The 15348-nt window shown below is 73.2% G+C and carries 12 protein-coding genes; 10 read left to right on the top strand and 2 right to left on the bottom strand.

The genetic code is table 11. From position 1 onward, the window contains the following. The first annotated feature begins 131 nt into the window (after window positions 1-131). The 5 genes from AB0I54_RS36025 to AB0I54_RS36005 are packed head-to-tail and all read left to right on the top strand — an operon-like array spanning window position 132 to window position 5566. Window positions 132-1382: an ATP-grasp domain-containing protein gene (locus tag AB0I54_RS36025; RefSeq protein ID WP_363300475.1), complete on the top strand. Its 1251-nt coding sequence runs from the start codon at window positions 132-134 to the stop codon at window positions 1380-1382. Beyond that, entirely contained in the window at window positions 1379-2647 is a 1269-nt protein-coding gene (locus AB0I54_RS36020; RefSeq protein ID WP_363300474.1) for an ATP-grasp domain-containing protein, read from the top strand. Before AB0I54_RS36025 ends, AB0I54_RS36020 begins: the two co-directional genes overlap by 4 nt. A gap of 30 nt (window positions 2648-2677) precedes the next feature. After that, window positions 2678-3325, top strand: coding sequence for a serine O-acetyltransferase EpsC (gene epsC, locus AB0I54_RS36015; protein WP_363300473.1), 648 nt, complete (start codon window positions 2678-2680; stop codon window positions 3323-3325). A 49-nt stretch (window positions 3326-3374) separates the two neighbouring features. Further along, window positions 3375-4337: a cysteine synthase family protein gene (locus AB0I54_RS36010; protein ID WP_363300472.1), complete on the top strand. Its 963-nt coding sequence runs from the start codon at window positions 3375-3377 to the stop codon at window positions 4335-4337. Next, window positions 4334-5566 carry an ATP-grasp domain-containing protein gene (locus tag AB0I54_RS36005; RefSeq protein ID WP_363300471.1) on the top strand — a complete coding sequence of 411 codons (1233 nt, stop codon included), beginning with the start codon at window positions 4334-4336 and terminating at the stop codon, window positions 5564-5566. The genes AB0I54_RS36010 and AB0I54_RS36005 overlap by 4 nt, the downstream gene beginning before the upstream one ends. Window positions 5567-5574: 8 nt before the next feature. Here the strand turns inward: AB0I54_RS36005 and AB0I54_RS36000 are convergent, their stop codons facing one another. Continuing rightward, entirely contained in the window at window positions 5575-7056 is a 1482-nt protein-coding gene (locus AB0I54_RS36000) for an MFS transporter (RefSeq protein WP_363300470.1), read from the bottom strand. Window positions 7057-7243: 187 nt separating this feature from the next. Between AB0I54_RS36000 and AB0I54_RS35995 the strand changes: the two genes are divergently transcribed. From AB0I54_RS35995 to cmdF, 4 genes are all read left to right on the top strand, one after another. Further along, window positions 7244-8539 (top strand): cytochrome P450, encoded by a 1296-nt coding sequence (locus AB0I54_RS35995; RefSeq protein WP_363300469.1) that lies wholly within the window; start codon window positions 7244-7246, stop codon window positions 8537-8539. Continuing rightward, a complete protein-coding gene (locus tag AB0I54_RS35990; protein WP_363300468.1) occupies window positions 8536-9564 on the top strand; it encodes an FkbO/Hyg5 family chorismatase in 1029 nt (342 codons plus the stop codon). The genes AB0I54_RS35995 and AB0I54_RS35990 overlap by 4 nt, the downstream gene beginning before the upstream one ends. After that, the gene (locus AB0I54_RS35985) at window positions 9561-11048 is read left to right on the top strand and encodes an AMP-binding protein (protein ID WP_363300467.1); all 1488 of its coding nucleotides are present in this window, start codon (window positions 9561-9563) and stop codon (window positions 11046-11048) included. Before AB0I54_RS35990 ends, AB0I54_RS35985 begins: the two co-directional genes overlap by 4 nt. 72 nt (window positions 11049-11120) lie before the next feature. Then, window positions 11121-12731: a tyrosine 2,3-aminomutase gene (gene cmdF, locus AB0I54_RS35980; RefSeq protein WP_363300466.1), complete on the top strand. Its 1611-nt coding sequence runs from the start codon at window positions 11121-11123 to the stop codon at window positions 12729-12731. 81 nt (window positions 12732-12812) lie between these two features. Here the strand turns inward: cmdF and AB0I54_RS35975 are convergent, their stop codons facing one another. Next, on the bottom strand, window positions 12813-14456 hold the full coding sequence (locus AB0I54_RS35975) for an MFS transporter (RefSeq protein ID WP_363300465.1): 1644 nt from the start codon (window positions 14454-14456) through the stop codon (window positions 12813-12815). 221 nt (window positions 14457-14677) lie between these two features. Between AB0I54_RS35975 and AB0I54_RS35970 the strand changes: the two genes are divergently transcribed. Continuing rightward, window positions 14678-15118: an enediyne antibiotic chromoprotein gene (locus AB0I54_RS35970; RefSeq protein ID WP_363300464.1), complete on the top strand. Its 441-nt coding sequence runs from the start codon at window positions 14678-14680 to the stop codon at window positions 15116-15118. Window positions 15119-15348 lie beyond the last annotated feature (230 nt).

Here is a 15348-nt window from a genome sequence, read left to right as displayed (position 1 = left end):
CCGATCCGCCCCCGCCCCCGAAGCACTCGCCGGACGCTCGGTGCTTCTTCGTGAAGTCGCCGCCATATCCGGCTCGTTGACGCCCCGCCCCGCCCGCCCACCGGCCTGCCCGTATCCGAACGGAGCCCCTGATGAACCGCACCGCCGCATCCCGGCGCCTGCTGATGGTGATGCCCTACAGCCAGTTCGTCCGCAAGGCCGCCGAGGCGGGCTTCGAGGTCTGGGCGATCTGGGACCCCTCCCTGCGCGAGCAGCAGTACCTCGACGAAGTCGCCGCGCACGCACAGGAGTTGCTGCTGACCGACTTCGGTGACGAGGCCGGCCTGCGCGCCCTGATCGCCGAGACGGTCCGCGCCCACGACATCGGCACCGTGCTGCACCTGGGCGCGGAGGAGTCGATGCCACCGGCCCTCGCGGAGGCCGAGGCGCTCGGTGTCTCCCCCAACCCGGCCGCCGCGGTCGGCGCCCTCAACGACAAGGCCGCGATGCGGGCGCTGCTCGCCGCGCACGGTCTGTCGCCGGTGCGCGCGCAGACGGCGGGGACCGCCGAGGAGGTCGCCGCCGCCGTGGCCGGGCTGCCGCTGCCCGTCGTGGTCAAGCCGGCCCGCGCGTCCGGCAGTCGCGGCATCGCGCTGATCCGTGACGCCGACGACCTCCAGGAGTGGACCGCCCGCGTCACCGAGGCCGCTCTCGCCGGCCCCTACCTGGTCGAGGAGTACCTCGAAGGCCCCGAGTACAGCGTGGAGACCCTTTCCGCCGACGGCGAGCACCATGTCATCGGCATCACCGCGAAGCAGACCACGGGCGCGCCCTTCTTCATCGAGACCGCGCACGTCCACCCGGCCCCGCTGGACCCCGGCGAACGGGCCGCCCTGCACGCGGTCGTGATCGGACTGCTCGACCTGGCCGACTATCGCTTCGGGCCCGCGCACACCGAGGTCGTGCTGACCGCGCACGGCCCGCGCATCGTGGAGTCGCAGACCCGGCTGGGCGGCGACCGCATACCGCTGCTCATCGAGACCGCGTCCGACTACGACATCGAGGCCGCGATCTTCCGCACGCTGGCCGGGGCTCCCGTCGAGCCGCCGTCCCCGCGGCACACCGCCTCCGTCGGCTTCTTCTTCCTGCCCGCCGGACGGCTGGAGTCCGTCGCGGGGATCGACGCCATCCGTGCGCTGCCCTTCGTCCAGGCGCTGCACTTCCCGTTCCAGCCGGGCGACGAACTGCCGCCCACCACCAACTCGTTCACCCGCCACGGCTACGTCGTCGTCGACGCCGAGTCGCCCGCCGAGGCCCGGGCCCGTATCGCCCGGGTCCGCGGGCTGCTGCGCGCCGACGTCCGCGAGGCCGCCCTGGCCACCCCGAAGGGAGCCCTTCGATGAGCACCCGCAAGACCGTGCTGCTGATCGGCGGCGTCGACGCCCACGTGGACCGTTTCACGGCGCTCGGCGTCAAGGTCGTCCTGATCCAGCACCCCGACAAGGTCACCGAGCACCAGATGCGCGCCGTCGACGAGCTGCTCGTCGTCGACTACACCGACTGGGACACCGTACGGCCGTACGCCGAGGCGGCGCATGCCGTCCACGGTGTGGACGCCGTGGTCTCGCTCACCGAGCCCGGACTGAACCCGGCGAGCCGGCTCGGCGACCGGTTCGGGCTGACCGACGGCCACCGGCACGAGGTGAGCCGCCGGATGCGCGACAAGTGGCTGATGCGCCGCCATCTCGCCGAGCGGGGCCTGCCGGTGCCGCACGCCGCCCGGGTGTCCGACCGGGCCTCGCTCGACGCCTTCGGCGAGCGGGCCGGCTACCCCTTCATCGTCAAACCGGTCTCCACGACCGCGGGGTTCGGCCTGCTCCGGGCCGAGAGCCCGCAGGACCTGGATCGGGTGTGGGCACGCGTGAGGGAGCTGGACGGCGGCCGCACGGACCGCGGTTCGACCATGTTCACCGTCGACGGCTTCCTGATGGAGTCCTACATCGACGGTCCCGAGTTCAGCGTCGAGGCGCTCAGCTTCGCCGGCCGGCACGTCGTCGTCGCCGTCACCGAGAAGCTGACCGCCGAGGAGCACTTCGCGGAGCTGGGGCACGCGGTGCCCGCCCGGCTGGCAGACACCGACCGGCAGCGGCTGACCGGCGCGGTCGAGGAGTTCCTGACCGCCATGGGTGTCACCGACGGCCCCAGCCACACCGAGATCCGGCTGTCCTCGCGCGGCCCCGTGGTCATCGAGTCCCACAACCGGCTCGGCGGCGACCACATCGTCGAACTGGTCGAGGCGGCCTACGGCATCGACATGATCGCCTACGGCGCCGCCTGGCCCCTCGGGCTCACCGAGCCGCTCGCCGCGCCGCCGGAGCCGAAGGCCGCGGCCGTCATGCGGGCCGTGGTGCGCGAGCCGGGCACCGTCACCGCGGTGAGCGGCGTGGAGCGGGTCCGGGCCCGGCCGGACGTGCTGGCCGCGCAGGTCTCCGTGCGCCCGGGCGACACCGTACGGCCGCTGGGCGACAACTGGGACCGGCTCGGCAGCGTCGTCGTCACCGCCGCCGACACCGACGGTGCGGTGCAGCTGTGCGAGCGCCTGGTGCGCGAGGAGATCCGTATCCACGTCGAGCCCGCGGCGGCACCCGTGCCGGCCCGGGCCGCCTGAGCGGCGGGTTCGCCGGAAGGAGTCGGCCGCATGCCCGAGGAACTCTCGCTGCTGCGCACGCTGGGCGAGGATCTCGCCGTCGTCGTCGCCCGCGACCCGTCCCTGTCCAGCCGCCTGGCGGCCGTCGGCCACACCGGGCTGTCCGCCGTGTGGGCGCACCGGGTGGCGCACCGGTTGTACCGGCGGCGGCTGCGGACGGCCGCGAGCCTCATCGCGCGGACCGCCCGCCGCCGCACCGGTGTCGAGATCCATCCCGGTGCGGTGCTGGGCCGCCGTGTCTTCATCGACCACGGCGCGTCCGTGGTGATCGGGCAGACCGCCGTCGTCGGCGACGACGTGACCATCTATCAGCAGGTGACGCTGGGCGCGGTGGGGTGGTGGACCGACAACCTCCGTCCGCCGGGCGCCCGTCGGCACCCGGTCGTCGGCGACGGGGTGGTGCTGGGCGCGAACGCGACCGTGCTGGGTCCCGTGACCATCGGCGACCGGGCCCTGATCGGCGCGATGGCCACCGTCACCGAGGATCTGCCGCCCGGGGCGCGGGTGTACGCCCCGCGCTCCGTGGTCCGTCCCGGCCCCGGGCTGCGACCGGTGCCGGACACCGCGCCCGGCGCCCACGAGGTGAGCGGCCCACAGCCCGACGCCGTGCGCCTGCTCGCCTCGGCGGGCTCCTGGTGACCGTACGCCCCGTTCGCCCCGTACGCCCTTCCCGAAGCAGGAGTTGGCCATGACCACCGCCCTACCCCCGGCGACCGCCGTCCGGCGCGTCGCCGCCGACCTCGAAGAACTCATCGGACGCACCCCCCTGGTCCGCCTCACCGTCCCCGGCGCCGCCCCCGGCACCGAGGTCCTCGCCAAGCTGGAGTCCGCCAACCCCTTCGCCAGCAGCAAGGACCGCGCGGCGCTCGCCATGCTCAGCGGCGCCGAGCTGCGCGGCGACCTCGGGCCCGGCGGCACCGTGGTGGAGTCCACCTCAGGCAACACCGGCATCGCCCTGGCCGCGCTGTGCGCCCGGCGCGGCTACCGCTGCGTGGTCGTGCTGCCCGACAGCGCCACGCCCGAGCGGATCGGGCTGCTGACGGCGCTCGGCGCACAGATCGTGCAGACGCCCAGCGCCGAGGGGTTCGCCGGCGCCATCGCCAAGGCCGAGGAGATCCAGGCCGCCACCCCCGGATCCTGGTACGTGCGCCAGCACGAGAACCCCGACAACGTCCGGGCCCACTACGAGAGCACCGGACCGGAGATCTGGGCGGACACCGGCGGCCGGGTGGACGTCCTGGTCGCGGGCGTCGGCACCGGCGGCACCCTCACCGGCGCCGGCCGCTTCCTGAGGGAACACAATCCCGCGCTGGAGATCGTCGCCGTGGAGCCGGAGGGCTCGCCCGTCCTCTCCCTCGGCCACGGCGGCACCCATCGCATCCCCGGTCTGAACGGCGGCTTCGTCTCCCCCACCACGGACGTCTCGCTCATCGACCGGGTGCTCACCTGCTCCGACGAGGCGGCCCTCAGCACCGCCCGCGCGCTCACCCGGGAGCAGGCCGTCTTCGCCGGGCTCTCCTCCGGTGCCGCCGTGCACGCGGCGACGGTGCTGGCCCGGGACCCCGCCTACGCCGGCCGGACGATCGTCACCGTGCTGCCCGACACCGGGGAGCGGTACGTCAGCATCTGGAACGAAGGGACCTCCGCATGACCACGCTCGTCCTGCACCGCGGTTCGCTGCGCGCCAATCCCTACGAGCGGTGGCTCGCCGACCACGGCGAGAAGCTCGTCCTGCTGGGCTCGGCCGAGCAACTGGCCCTGTTCGGTGAGGAGTTGCCCGTCAGGGCGCCGTACCTGCACGCCGAGGTGCTGGCGGACTACGACACCGGAGCGCACGTCCTGGCGCGCGCGGCCGAACTCGTCGAGGAGTTCGGCGTCACCGACGTCGTCGCCTGCCAGGAGTTCGACATCGAGCGGGCGGCGATCCTGCGCGAGCGCTACGGCCTGCCCGGCCAGCGGCCCGACTCCGCGCGGGTGTACCGCGACAAGTGGGAGATGAAACAGGCCGCGACGCGCGCCGGGATACCCGTCGCCGACCATGTGCTGCTGCGTTCGGCCGGGGACCTCGACGCCTTCGCCGACCGGCACGGCTTCCCCGTCGTGCTCAAGCCCCGCAAGGGCGTGCTGTCCATCGGTGTGTCCGTGCTGCGCACCCGGGAGGAACTGCGGGCCCGGCTCGGGGAGGTGGAGCTGTTCGACGCGGACGGCACCCCGCAGTGGCTGGCCGAGGCGTTCGTCGAGGGCTCCATGTGCCACATCGACGGCACGGTCCTGGACGGGCGGATCGCCACGCTGTGGCCCTCGCAGTACCAGTACGCCCTGGCCGACTTCCGGGACCGCAAGGGCCGTGTGGACATCGCCCTGGACGTCGCCGACCCGCTGGCCCGCCGGCTGGTCGCGTTCGGCGAGCGGGTGCTGGAGGCGTTCGGCGGGCCGGAGCACTTCGCCTTCCACATCGAGGTGTTCCACACCACCGACGGCGAACTGGTGCTGTGCGAGGCGGCCTCCCGGGCGGGCGGTGCCGGGGTGCGGGACGTGCAGCGGGTGCTGTTCGGCTTCGACCCGATGGAGTACCCGGTCCGCCGCCAGCTCGGCCTGCCCGTGGCGGCCGGCGAGCGCCGGGACCCCGAACGCCTCGCCGGTCAGCTGCTGTTCACGAAGCGGCCCGGTGTGCTGCGGTCGCTGCCGGACCCGGCGACCCTGCCGCTGGGTGTCGTGAAGTACACGACGTACGCCGAGGTCGGACAGACCGTCCAGGACGCCGCGCACTCCGGGGACTTCCTCGCGGCGTTCATCGTCACCGGCGCGGACCGGGCCGAGGCGGAGGCCCGGATCCGGGTCGCGGAGGAGTGGTTCCGGGCCGGTCTCGACATCGGCTGAGGCCGTGGTCAGTTCGCTCCGTGCCGGCGCAGGACGGTGACCAGCCGACCGGCGAGGACCACGGCGAGCGCGGCGATCGCGACCTCGGCGACCATCGCCGGTGTGTACCGCAGCGGCAGTGCGGCCGACGACGGGTAGAGGACGATGCCGACGACGGCGATGCCGAGCGCCGCGGCGAGCTGCTGCGTGGTCGCCAGGACACCGGCCCCGGCTCCCGCGTCCTTCGGCGGCACCCTGCTCATCACGGCCCCGGTCAGCAGCGGCACGATCATGCCGTTGCCGAGCCCGTACACGGCCATGCCGGTGAGCAGTACGGCCATGGAGGCGCCGTCGGACGTGAGGCCGGCGGCGGCCGGTGCGGCGGCGAGACCGAGGGCGATCAGAGCGGCCGCGAGGACGAGGACGCGCTCGCCGAACCGCGCCCGCAGCGGGACGGCGAACCGTGAGCCGACGGCGATGGCGACGGCGGCGGGGGTGAACGTCAGCCCGGCCTCGGCGGAGCTGAGCCCGGCCTCGTCCTGGAGGTACAGGGCGAGGACGACGGCGAAGGGCACGCTCGCCATGTAGAGCAGGAAGTTGAGCAGGACCCCGTGCACGAAGACGGGTACGGAGAACAGGTCCACCGGCAGCAGCGCCGGCTGTCCCCGGCGCACCCTGGCGCGCTGGTTGCGTACGAACACGGCCGCCAGGACGCAGCCCGATGCGCACAGCGCCAGCCCGGTGGGCAGGAACGGCCACTGCCGGACGGCGGCGAGCGGCAGCAGGACCAGGGCCACCGACACCGCGCTGAGCACCGCGCCGGTCACGTCGGCGCCCTTCCCGGCCAGGGCGGGCCGGTCGGCGTCCAGGGTGGCGGGCAGCAGCAGGAACACCGCCAGGCAGAGCGGCACGGCCACCAGGAACACCGGGCGCCAGCCGAGACCGAACACGTCCCAGGCGGGCAGGGCGCCGCCGAGGATCTGGCCGAGCACCATGCCGAGGCTCATCGACACCGCGAACCAGGACAGCGCCCTGGGCTGCTCGGCGGGCGGGAACTGGGTCCGGATCAGGGCCAGTACCTGCGGCTGCAGGACCGCGGCGGCCGCGCCCTGGGCGAGCCGGGCCGCGATGAGCGAGCCGGGCGAGTAGGCGAGCGCACAGGCCAGCGTGGTCAGCGCGAACACCGCGATGCCGGCCCGGTACATGCGCCGCCGTCCGAACAGGTCGCCGAGCCGTCCGCCGGTGATCAGCCCGAGTCCGTAGACCAGCCCGTATCCGCCCACCACGGCCTGGAACTCGAACGGCGTCAGCCGGAACGACTGGTTGATGGACGGCGCCGCGAGATTGACGCAGAACTGGTCGAACAGCGACAGGAAGGGTCCGACCAGCAGGAGTACCAGCGCCAGGCGACGGCGCGGGTTGGGCGGTGGCGGGGCGGGGCTGTGCCCGCCGCCCCCGTGCTCGTGCCTCTCGAACCGTGCCGCGGGCTGCCGGTCGACGAGTTCCGTCATGTGTGCCTGTCCCCTCCACGCGTGTCCTGCGGGACATCCCACGAGCAGCGCACGGCGGTCGGCAAGCGGACATGGCCAAGTCGCCGCCGGCCGCCGAGGGCCGCGCAGGCTTGCGCAACTCGCCGTGGACACGGTCAGGACGGCCCGCACATTCTGCCGACGCAAGCAGACGCAGAAAGGCTGTGCGATGAAAAGCGGTCGTTCGGCGATGCACCTGACCTTCGAGGGCGAAGCCGGCCATGACGAGGCCCGCTCCCTCGTGCTGCGGTTCCTGAGCGGTGACGTCCACGTCGACCCGTATCCCGTGCTGAACCGCATCCGCGAGGCGGGACCGGTGTGGCTCGGTGACGACGTGGTCGTCCTGTCCTCCTACGCGCACTGCGCCGCCGCCCTGCGCGCGGCCGACCGTGCGCCGGCCTCCGTCGGCGGCTGCCCGGTCGCGGTGGCCGGGCCGCACGGTGTGCTGGAACGCGTCCTGGGCGCGGACGCGACGGCGGACCTGGCGCCCCTCGTGCGCTCCCTCGTCGACGACCGCCTGGACTCGGTGGCGGCCCGTGGCCGTCTCGAGGTGGTCAGCGACCTGGCGCACCCGGTGCCCATGGCCGTCCTGTCCCGGCTGCTGGGCCTTCCGGCCGGTGACGCCCAGTGGCTGCACCGGCGGCTCACCGCACTCGGCGCGGCTCACGACCTGCCGCTGACCGGCGCCCAGAACCCCGCGCGCCTGGCCGAGCGCCGCTTCGCCGAGGCCGAGCTGGAGACCTACCTCGCCGAAGCGGTCCGCGAGCGGCGCGGCCGGGCCGGCGGTGACGACCTGCTGTCCCGGCTGGTCCGGGCCGACGGACACGGGGAACGGCTCACCGATGCCGAGGCCACGTCGGCCGCCCGGTTGCTGCTCGCCTCCGGGTACGAGACCACCGCCGCCCTCGTCTCGTGCGGCGTGCTGGCGCTGCTGCGCGCCCCGCACGAGATCGACGCGCTGCGCCGCGCCCCCCGGCGCGCGCACCGCCTGGTGGAGGAGACCCTCCGTGTCGACCCGCCGGTGCAGGTCCTGCAGCGCCTGGCCGGCACCGACCTCGACCTGTGCGGGACGCGCGTCCCGCGCGGCACCGTGATGGTGCTGCTGCTCGCGGCGGCCCATCGCGACCCTGCGCTCACCCCGGCCCCCGACGTCTTCGCCCCGGAAGGCGGCGCGCCGCACCTGGCGTTCGGCGCGGACCCGTACCACTGCCCCGGGGCGCCGCTGGCCCGGTTGATCGCGCGGACCGTGCTCGTGCGCTTCGTCCAGCGCGTCGCCGGTGCGCGGTTCGCCCTCGGCAGCACGTCCTACCGGCCCTCCGTCGCACTGCGCGGGCTGCGGGCGCTGTGGGTGGACGCGGACGGCTTCGCCGCCCGGGACCTGCCCTGGCAGCCTGCCGACGGCCGGGCGCCGGACCTTCGACCACCCGCCCATGCCGCGCGCGACGCGGCGGGAAGGACATCGTGACAGTCACGCACCCGGACACGACCCGTACGGCCGCCCTGGACTGCCTCTTCGTCAGGCCCGGCGACGACCAACGGGCCCGCACCGCCGGCCGGCACGTGCTCGGCAGGGTGACCTACGGCCATGGCGGCAGGCCCCCGCAGCTGCACGACGGCGCCCCTCTGGCCCGGTTGGCCATGGCCGCCGCGGGCGACGAACGGATCACCGAGGTGTGGACCACCGACCAGCCGGTGCGCCACGGCCGGGACGGCGACCTGGTGTATGCCGAGGACGGCGAGCACTTCCTGTGCGCGGTACGCGTCGAGGAGCGGGACGTCTACCGCGACACGGTGCGCGCGGTGTACGAGGCGGCGTTCACGCTCATGTGGCGGCTCGGCTACCCGGAACTGCTGCGCATGTGGAACCTCGTGGGAGCCATCACCGGCCCCAACGGCGAGGGCATGGAGAACTACCGGGACTTCTGCGTGGGCCGCGCCCAGGCGTTCGAGTCCTGGTCGGGGCGGATCGCGGGTATGCCGGCGGCCACCGGCATCGGCTCCCTGCGCCCCGGCATCGACATGTACTTCCTGGCCTGCCGCGACGGCCGGACCCGGCACCTGGAGAATCCGCGCCAGACCCCGGCGCACCGGTATCCGGACCGGTACGGGCCGAAGTCGCCCAGCTTCGCCCGCGCCACCCTCCTGGAACCGGCCGACGGCAGCCGGCCGGTGCTCTATGTGTCGGGTACGGCCAGCATCATCGGCGACGACACCGTCCATCCCGGCGACGTCGAGCGGCAGTGCGCCGTCACCCTCGCCAACATCGAGGCGCTCATCGCGCCCGAGAACCTCGGCCGGCACGAACTGGCGGGCGGTTTCCGCCTGACCGATCTGGACTGCGTGAAGGTCTACGTCCGCGACGCCGGCCACCTGCCCGCGGTCCGCGCCCACTGCGCGAAGGCGCTGGGGGCGGGCCGGGACGTCGCCTTCTTCAACGTCGACGTGTGCCGCCCCGACCTGCTGGTGGAGATCGAAGGGATATGCCGATGACCAACTTCGCGCAGCGGCTGGCGGACACCGCCCTGTCCCGGGGCTGGCTGGAACGGCCCGCGTACCACGTCGGCGACAGCGTGTACCGCTTCGAGGACGTGTACGCGGGCGCGGCACGGGCCGCCGCCGCGTTCGTCTCCCGTGGACTGGGGCGTGGCGACCGGATCCTGATCGCCCTGCCGGACGGCATCGAGTTCGTGTGGGCGTTCCTCGGTGCGCTGCGCATCGGGGCCGTGGCCGTGCCGGTCAACTCCATGTTCCACCCTGAGGAGATGCGGCGCGCGGCACTCGTCGCCGAGCCCGCGGCCGTCGTGGCGGACGCCGAGTTCGCGGACCGGTTCACGGCGCCGCTGCTCACGCCGGACGCCCTGTACGGCGACGCCGTGGCGCCGCCGCCGTACGCCCCGGTCTCGCGGGACACCCCGGCGTTCGCGGCGTTCACCTCCGGCACGACCGGCGGTCCCAAGCTGTGCTTCCACACCCATGGCGATCCGGAGGTCCTGGTGCGGGCGGCCGGTGGTGCCGTGGGGGTGAGCGCCGCCGACGTGAGCTATTCGGTGCCCCGTATGAACTTCGCCTACGGGCTGGGCAATTCGCTGTTCTTTCCGCTGCTGACCGGTGGCGTCACCGTGCTCACTCCCCGGCGGCTCGCACCGGGCGACGCGCTGGCCGTTCTGGAGAAGCACGGCGTGAGCGTGTTCTACAGCCAGCCGTCCTTCTTCGCGCACATGCTGGGCCACCCCGACGCCCCGCGGGCGCTGGGCGGTCTGCGGGTGGCGGTGGTGGCCGGGGAGGTGCTGCCCGAGTCCCTGGAGCAGCAGCTGCGCGAGGTGCTCGGGCCGCGGCTGCTGAACGTGTACGGCACGACCGAGATCGGGCACGCCGTCCTGGCCAACGGGCCCGAGGCAGTACGTGAGTTCACCCTCGGCAGGGTCCTGGCTCCTTACCGGCTGCGGATAGTCGACGAGGCCGGCCGGCCGGTCCCGGCGGGTGTCGAGGGCCGGGTGGAGGTGTCGGGGCCGACCATCGGGCTCCCGGTCCCGCGCGGTGGGGACACCCCGGTCCGGCTCGGCACGGACACCTGGTTCACCACCAATGACGCCGCCACGATGGACGCCGACGGGTTCGTCCGGGTCTACGGACGGCTCGACGACGTGGAGATCGTCGCCGGCATCAACGTCCACCCGGCGGAGATCGAGGACCGGCTGATGGCGCACCCGGCCGTCGAGGAGGCCGCGGTGTGCGCGGTGCGGCGCGGCACCGGCGTCTCGGTGCTGCGCGCCTACGCCGTCCTGCGCGACACAGTGGACGGCACCGCCGCCCAGACGCTGCGCGCGGAACTCCTCGATGCCTGCCGCGCCTCGCTGACCTGGTACAAGGTGCCGGAGGACATCACCTTCACGGCCCGGCTCCCGCGCAATCCGACCGGGAAGCTGCTGCGCCGCACCATCCGCGCGCTGGCCGCCGAGGACGCCCTGAGCTGATCCCGGACGCGGCCGCGCTCCCCTGTTCGTCCCACCCTTTCCATCACCCCGCCTATGCCTGGAGTGAAAGCGTTGACCTCAGTCGAGACTTCCGCCGCCGTCGCCTTCGACGGCCAGACTCTCACCATCGACGCCGTCCGGCGCATCGCCGAGGAAGGGGCACGGGCAGCCGTCGCCCCCGAGGCGGTCGACAGGACCCTGCGCAGCCGGGCGATGCTCGAAGACCTGGCCGGGCAGAACGTCCCCATCTACGGCGTCACCACCGGGTACGGCGAGATGATCTACATGCAGGTCGACAAGTCGAAGGAGGTCGAGCTCCAGACCAACCTGGTGCGCAGTCACAGTGCCGGGGTGGGGCCGCTGTTCGCCGAGGACGAGGCCCGGGCCATCGTGGCGGCCCGCCTCAACACCCTGGCCAAGGGGCACTCCGCGGTGCGCCCGGAGATCCTGGAGCGCCTGGCGCTGTATCTGAACCGGGGCATCGTCCCGGCGATTCCGGAGATCGGCTCGCTGGGCGCCAGCGGTGACCTCGTACCCCTGTCGCACCTGGCGAGCACGCTGATCGGCGAGGGGTACGTGCTCCGGGACGGTCGGCGGGTGGAGACGGCGACGGTGCTGCGCGAGGAGGGCATCGAGCCGCTGCGGCTGAAGTTCAAGGAGGGGCTCGCGCTGATCAACGGCACGTCGGCGATGACGGGTCTCGGCTCGCTGGTCGTGCAGCGCGCCCTGGCCCAGACCCGGCAGGCCGAGCTGGTCTCGGCCCTGCTCAACGACGTCCTGCGCGGCTCGGCCAGCCCGTTCCTCGCCGAGGGTCACGACGTGGCCCGTCCGCACCGCGGGCAGATCGACTCGGCCGCCAACATACGGGCCCTGCTGGCAGGCAGCCGGCTGATCGAGGAGCACGCGGAGCTGCGCCGGCAGGTGCAGGACGTCAAGGAGGACGGCCGGGACGTCCAGCGCACCGACACCTACCTCCAGAAGGCGTACACGCTGCGGGCCGTCCCGCAGATCCTCGGCGCGGTGCGCGACACCCTCTACCACGCGCAGGACAAGCTGGAGATCGAGCTCAACTCGGCCAACGACAACCCGCTGTTCTTCGAGGGCCAGGAGATCTTCCACGGCGCGAACTTCCACGGCCAGCCGATCGCCTTCGTCCTGGACTTCGTCACCATCGCGCTCACCCAGCTCGGTGTGCTCGCCGAGCGGCAGCTCAACCGACTGCTGAACCGTCATCTCAGCTATGGCCTGCCGGAGTTCCTGGTGGCCGCGAACCCCGGTCTGAACTGCGGGTTCGCCGGCGCCCAGTACCCGGCGACGGCGCTGGTCGCGGAGAACCGGACGATCGGGCCGGCCTCCACCCAGTCGGTACCGTCCAACGGCGACAACCAGGACGTGGTGAGCATGGGCCTGATCGCGGGCCGCAACGCCCGCCGGGTGCTGGGCAACAACAACCGGATCCTGGCGGTGGAGTTCCTCGCCGCCGCCCAGGCGGTCGACGTCTCCCGACGCTACGACGAGCTGAGCCCAGCCTCGCAGGCGACGTACGACGCGGTGCGGTCGCTGGTGCCCACGCTGGGCGTGGACCGGTACATGGCCGACGACATCGAACTCGTCGCTGCCGCGCTCTCGCGCGGTGAATTCCTCACCGCGCTCGGCAAGTACACCGGGATCGAGCTGCGCTGACGCGGCCGGAACGCCAAGCGCCGCCGGATGGCCTCGTGGGGCTGTCCGGCGGCGCTCGTCGTGCGGGCGGAGCGGGGGCCGTCAGGCGGCGAGGATCTTCTCCTCCGCCGGCTCGGCCTCCGCCTCGGCCGGGGCGGCCTGCTCCTGGCCGATCGGCGGGATGTGGCGCATCAGGGCCACGAAGAACACGCCCGCTACGGCGATCAGTCCGGCGGCGACGGCCGCGACGGTGTGGATGCCGCCGGTGAAGGCGGCGCGGACCGGCTCCATCAGCGCGTCGGCCATCTGCCCGGGCAAGCCGTGCGAGGCGGCCGCGGCGCCGGAGACGCTGTCGCGTGCGGCGTCGGCCGCACCGGCGGGAACGCCTGCCGGGACGGTGGAGTGGATCTGGTCGCGGTAGACGGCCAGACCCAGGGTGCCCAGCGTCGCGACGCCGAGGGCGGCACCGAACTCGTTGCTGATCTGGGAGAGCGCGCCGGCCGAACCGGCCTTCTCCGGCGGGACAGTGCCGACGACCATGTTGGTGCCGAGGGCGACCAGCGGGGCGCCGCAGAAGGAGAACACGGCGAAGCCGACGACGAGGGTGGTCGTACCCGAGTCGGCGCTCAGCTGGGAGAAGACCAGCAGGACGGTGACCACGCCGACCAGGCCCGCGCCGATGACGTAGGCGGGGCGCACCTTGCGGGCGATGATCGGGCAGACCATGAAGGAGACGGTCGCCGCCGCCATGCCCGGCAGCAGGCCGAGACCGGAGTCGAACGGGCTCATGCGCTGGGCGGCCTGGAAGTACTGGGTCATCAGGAGCATGACCGTGCCGCCGATGAGGCTGTAGGCGAGCAGGCCGAGCAGCGAGGCGTTGAAGCGGCCGTGCCGGAAGAGGGTCACGTCGAGCAGCGGGGAGGTCAGCGTGCGCTGGCGGCGGACGAAGAGCGTGCCGAGGACGACGCCGAGGACGATGGCGGCGACGGGCAGCGGGTGCCAGCCGTTGCGGGCCAGGTCCTTGATGCCGTAGATGACCGGGATGGTGGTGCCCAGGTTGAGGGCGACGCTCGGCAGGTCGATGCCGCCCGCCTCCGGGTTGGCGGACTCGGGCAGCACCTTCGGTCCGGTGATCAGCAGCAGGACCATCACCGGCACGCCCATCAGGAAGAGCGAGCCCCACCAGAAGTGCTCCAGCATGACGCCGCCCAGCATGGGGCCGATGATGGCGCCGAGGGTGAAGCAGCTGGCCCACAGGCCGATCGCGGTGGCCCGCTGCTTCTCGTCCTTGAACATGGTGGAGATCAGCGCCAGCGTGGACGGGCTGATCGCGGCGCCGGCGATGCCCAGCAGCACCCGGGCGGCGATCAGCATGCCGGGGCTGGTGGCGAACGCGGCGAGCAGGGAGGCGGCGCCGAAGGCCGCGCCGCCCATCAGGAGCAGCTTGCGGCGGCCGATGCGGTCGCCGAGGGTGCCCATGGGCACCAGGAAACCGGCGACCATGAAGCCGTAGATGTCCATGATCCACAGCTGCTGGTTGCTGTTCGCGCCGAGGTCCGCACTCAGATGCGGCAGGGCGAGGAGCAGTACGAAAACGTCGAGGGCCACGAGCAGGGTGGGCAGGGCGAGGATTCCCAGCCCGATCCACTCCTTCCGCCCGGCCTTGGGAGCACCGCCTGCAGTCATGTGCCTGTTCTTCCCGTCGTCGAGTGTGGTGGGGGCGTTGGCGTCGCTGCCCTGGGACACGCGAGGCCGCCCCCGAGCGTCTCGCTCCGGGCGGGTGGGCCGCATCTCGCAGAATGCCCTTCTGCGCCGGGAACCGAGTGAGTTGCATGAAGCAACCTGGAAGATGCCCGGGGTGATCACCGGCCCCTAACGTCATTGGCGGACACCGGGATGCGGCCCCGAGAAAAGCCCCGATCCCCCGTCCTTCTGCTTCCCCTCACACATGACATGGAGTCAAGAACATGACCGTCAAGAACAAGCTCGGCCTCGTCACCCGTCTCGGCGCCGCCGCCGCCATCGCCGCCGGTCTGGCCGTCGCCGTCCAGCCCGCCGCCATGGCCGCCTCGCCGGTCGTCTCGGTCTCGCCGGCGACGGGCCTCGCGGACGGCCAGCAGGTCACCCTCACCGCGTCCGGACTGACCCCGAACACGGTCTTCCACGTCGGTCAGTGCGCGTTCGTGGAGCCGACCAAGTACGGCTGTGACGCGACCACTGCCAAGGACGTCGTCTCGGACGCCCAGGGCAAGGTGAACACCACGCTGGTGGTGCACAGTTCCTTCCAGGCCGTGGTGACGGCCGACGGCCAGGTCTGGGGCACGGTCGACGCCAGGACCACCCAGACCCAGGTCGGCCTGGGCAGCAACACGGGTGAGGGCGGCGGCCAGGTGATCAGCTTCAAGTAGTCCGCTTCCCGCGCCCACATCCCCCTCCGAAGCCCCTGGCATGCCGGCCGCCCGCCGGCCTGTCGGGGGCTCGGGCGTGTCCGGGGTCCCGGGTATGTCCGGGACCCCGGGCGTGTTCGGCGTCCCGGGCCGGGACAGCACGACGGCGCGGGCCCACGGGGGCCCGCGCCCGCGGGGCGCGGGGGGGGAGATGGGGAGGGCGGCGGGGGGGGGCAGAGTGTGAGGGAGGG

The organism is Streptomyces sp. NPDC050625, assembly GCF_040654755.1.
Classification (GTDB): domain Bacteria; phylum Actinomycetota; class Actinomycetes; order Streptomycetales; family Streptomycetaceae; genus Streptomyces.
Note: the sequence above shows the minus strand (reverse complement) of the source record. Positions and strands in the feature narration are given on the sequence as shown.

Coding starts and splice junctions, on each gene's coding strand:
- AB0I54_RS35985 (WP_363300467.1), top strand. CDS start 9,561: ATGACCAACTTCGCGCAGCGGCTGGCGGACACCGCCCTGTCCCGGGGC.
- AB0I54_RS35995 (WP_363300469.1), top strand. CDS start 7,244: ATGAAAAGCGGTCGTTCGGCGATGCACCTGACCTTCGAGGGCGAAGCC.
- AB0I54_RS36025 (WP_363300475.1), top strand. CDS start 132: ATGAACCGCACCGCCGCATCCCGGCGCCTGCTGATGGTGATGCCCTAC.
- AB0I54_RS36000 (WP_363300470.1), bottom strand. CDS start 7,056: ATGACGGAACTCGTCGACCGGCAGCCCGCGGCACGGTTCGAGAGGCAC.
- AB0I54_RS36020 (WP_363300474.1), top strand. CDS start 1,379: ATGAGCACCCGCAAGACCGTGCTGCTGATCGGCGGCGTCGACGCCCAC.
- epsC (WP_363300473.1), top strand. CDS start 2,678: ATGCCCGAGGAACTCTCGCTGCTGCGCACGCTGGGCGAGGATCTCGCC.
- AB0I54_RS35970 (WP_363300464.1), top strand. CDS start 14,678: ATGACCGTCAAGAACAAGCTCGGCCTCGTCACCCGTCTCGGCGCCGCC.
- AB0I54_RS36005 (WP_363300471.1), top strand. CDS start 4,334: ATGACCACGCTCGTCCTGCACCGCGGTTCGCTGCGCGCCAATCCCTAC.
- AB0I54_RS36010 (WP_363300472.1), top strand. CDS start 3,375: ATGACCACCGCCCTACCCCCGGCGACCGCCGTCCGGCGCGTCGCCGCC.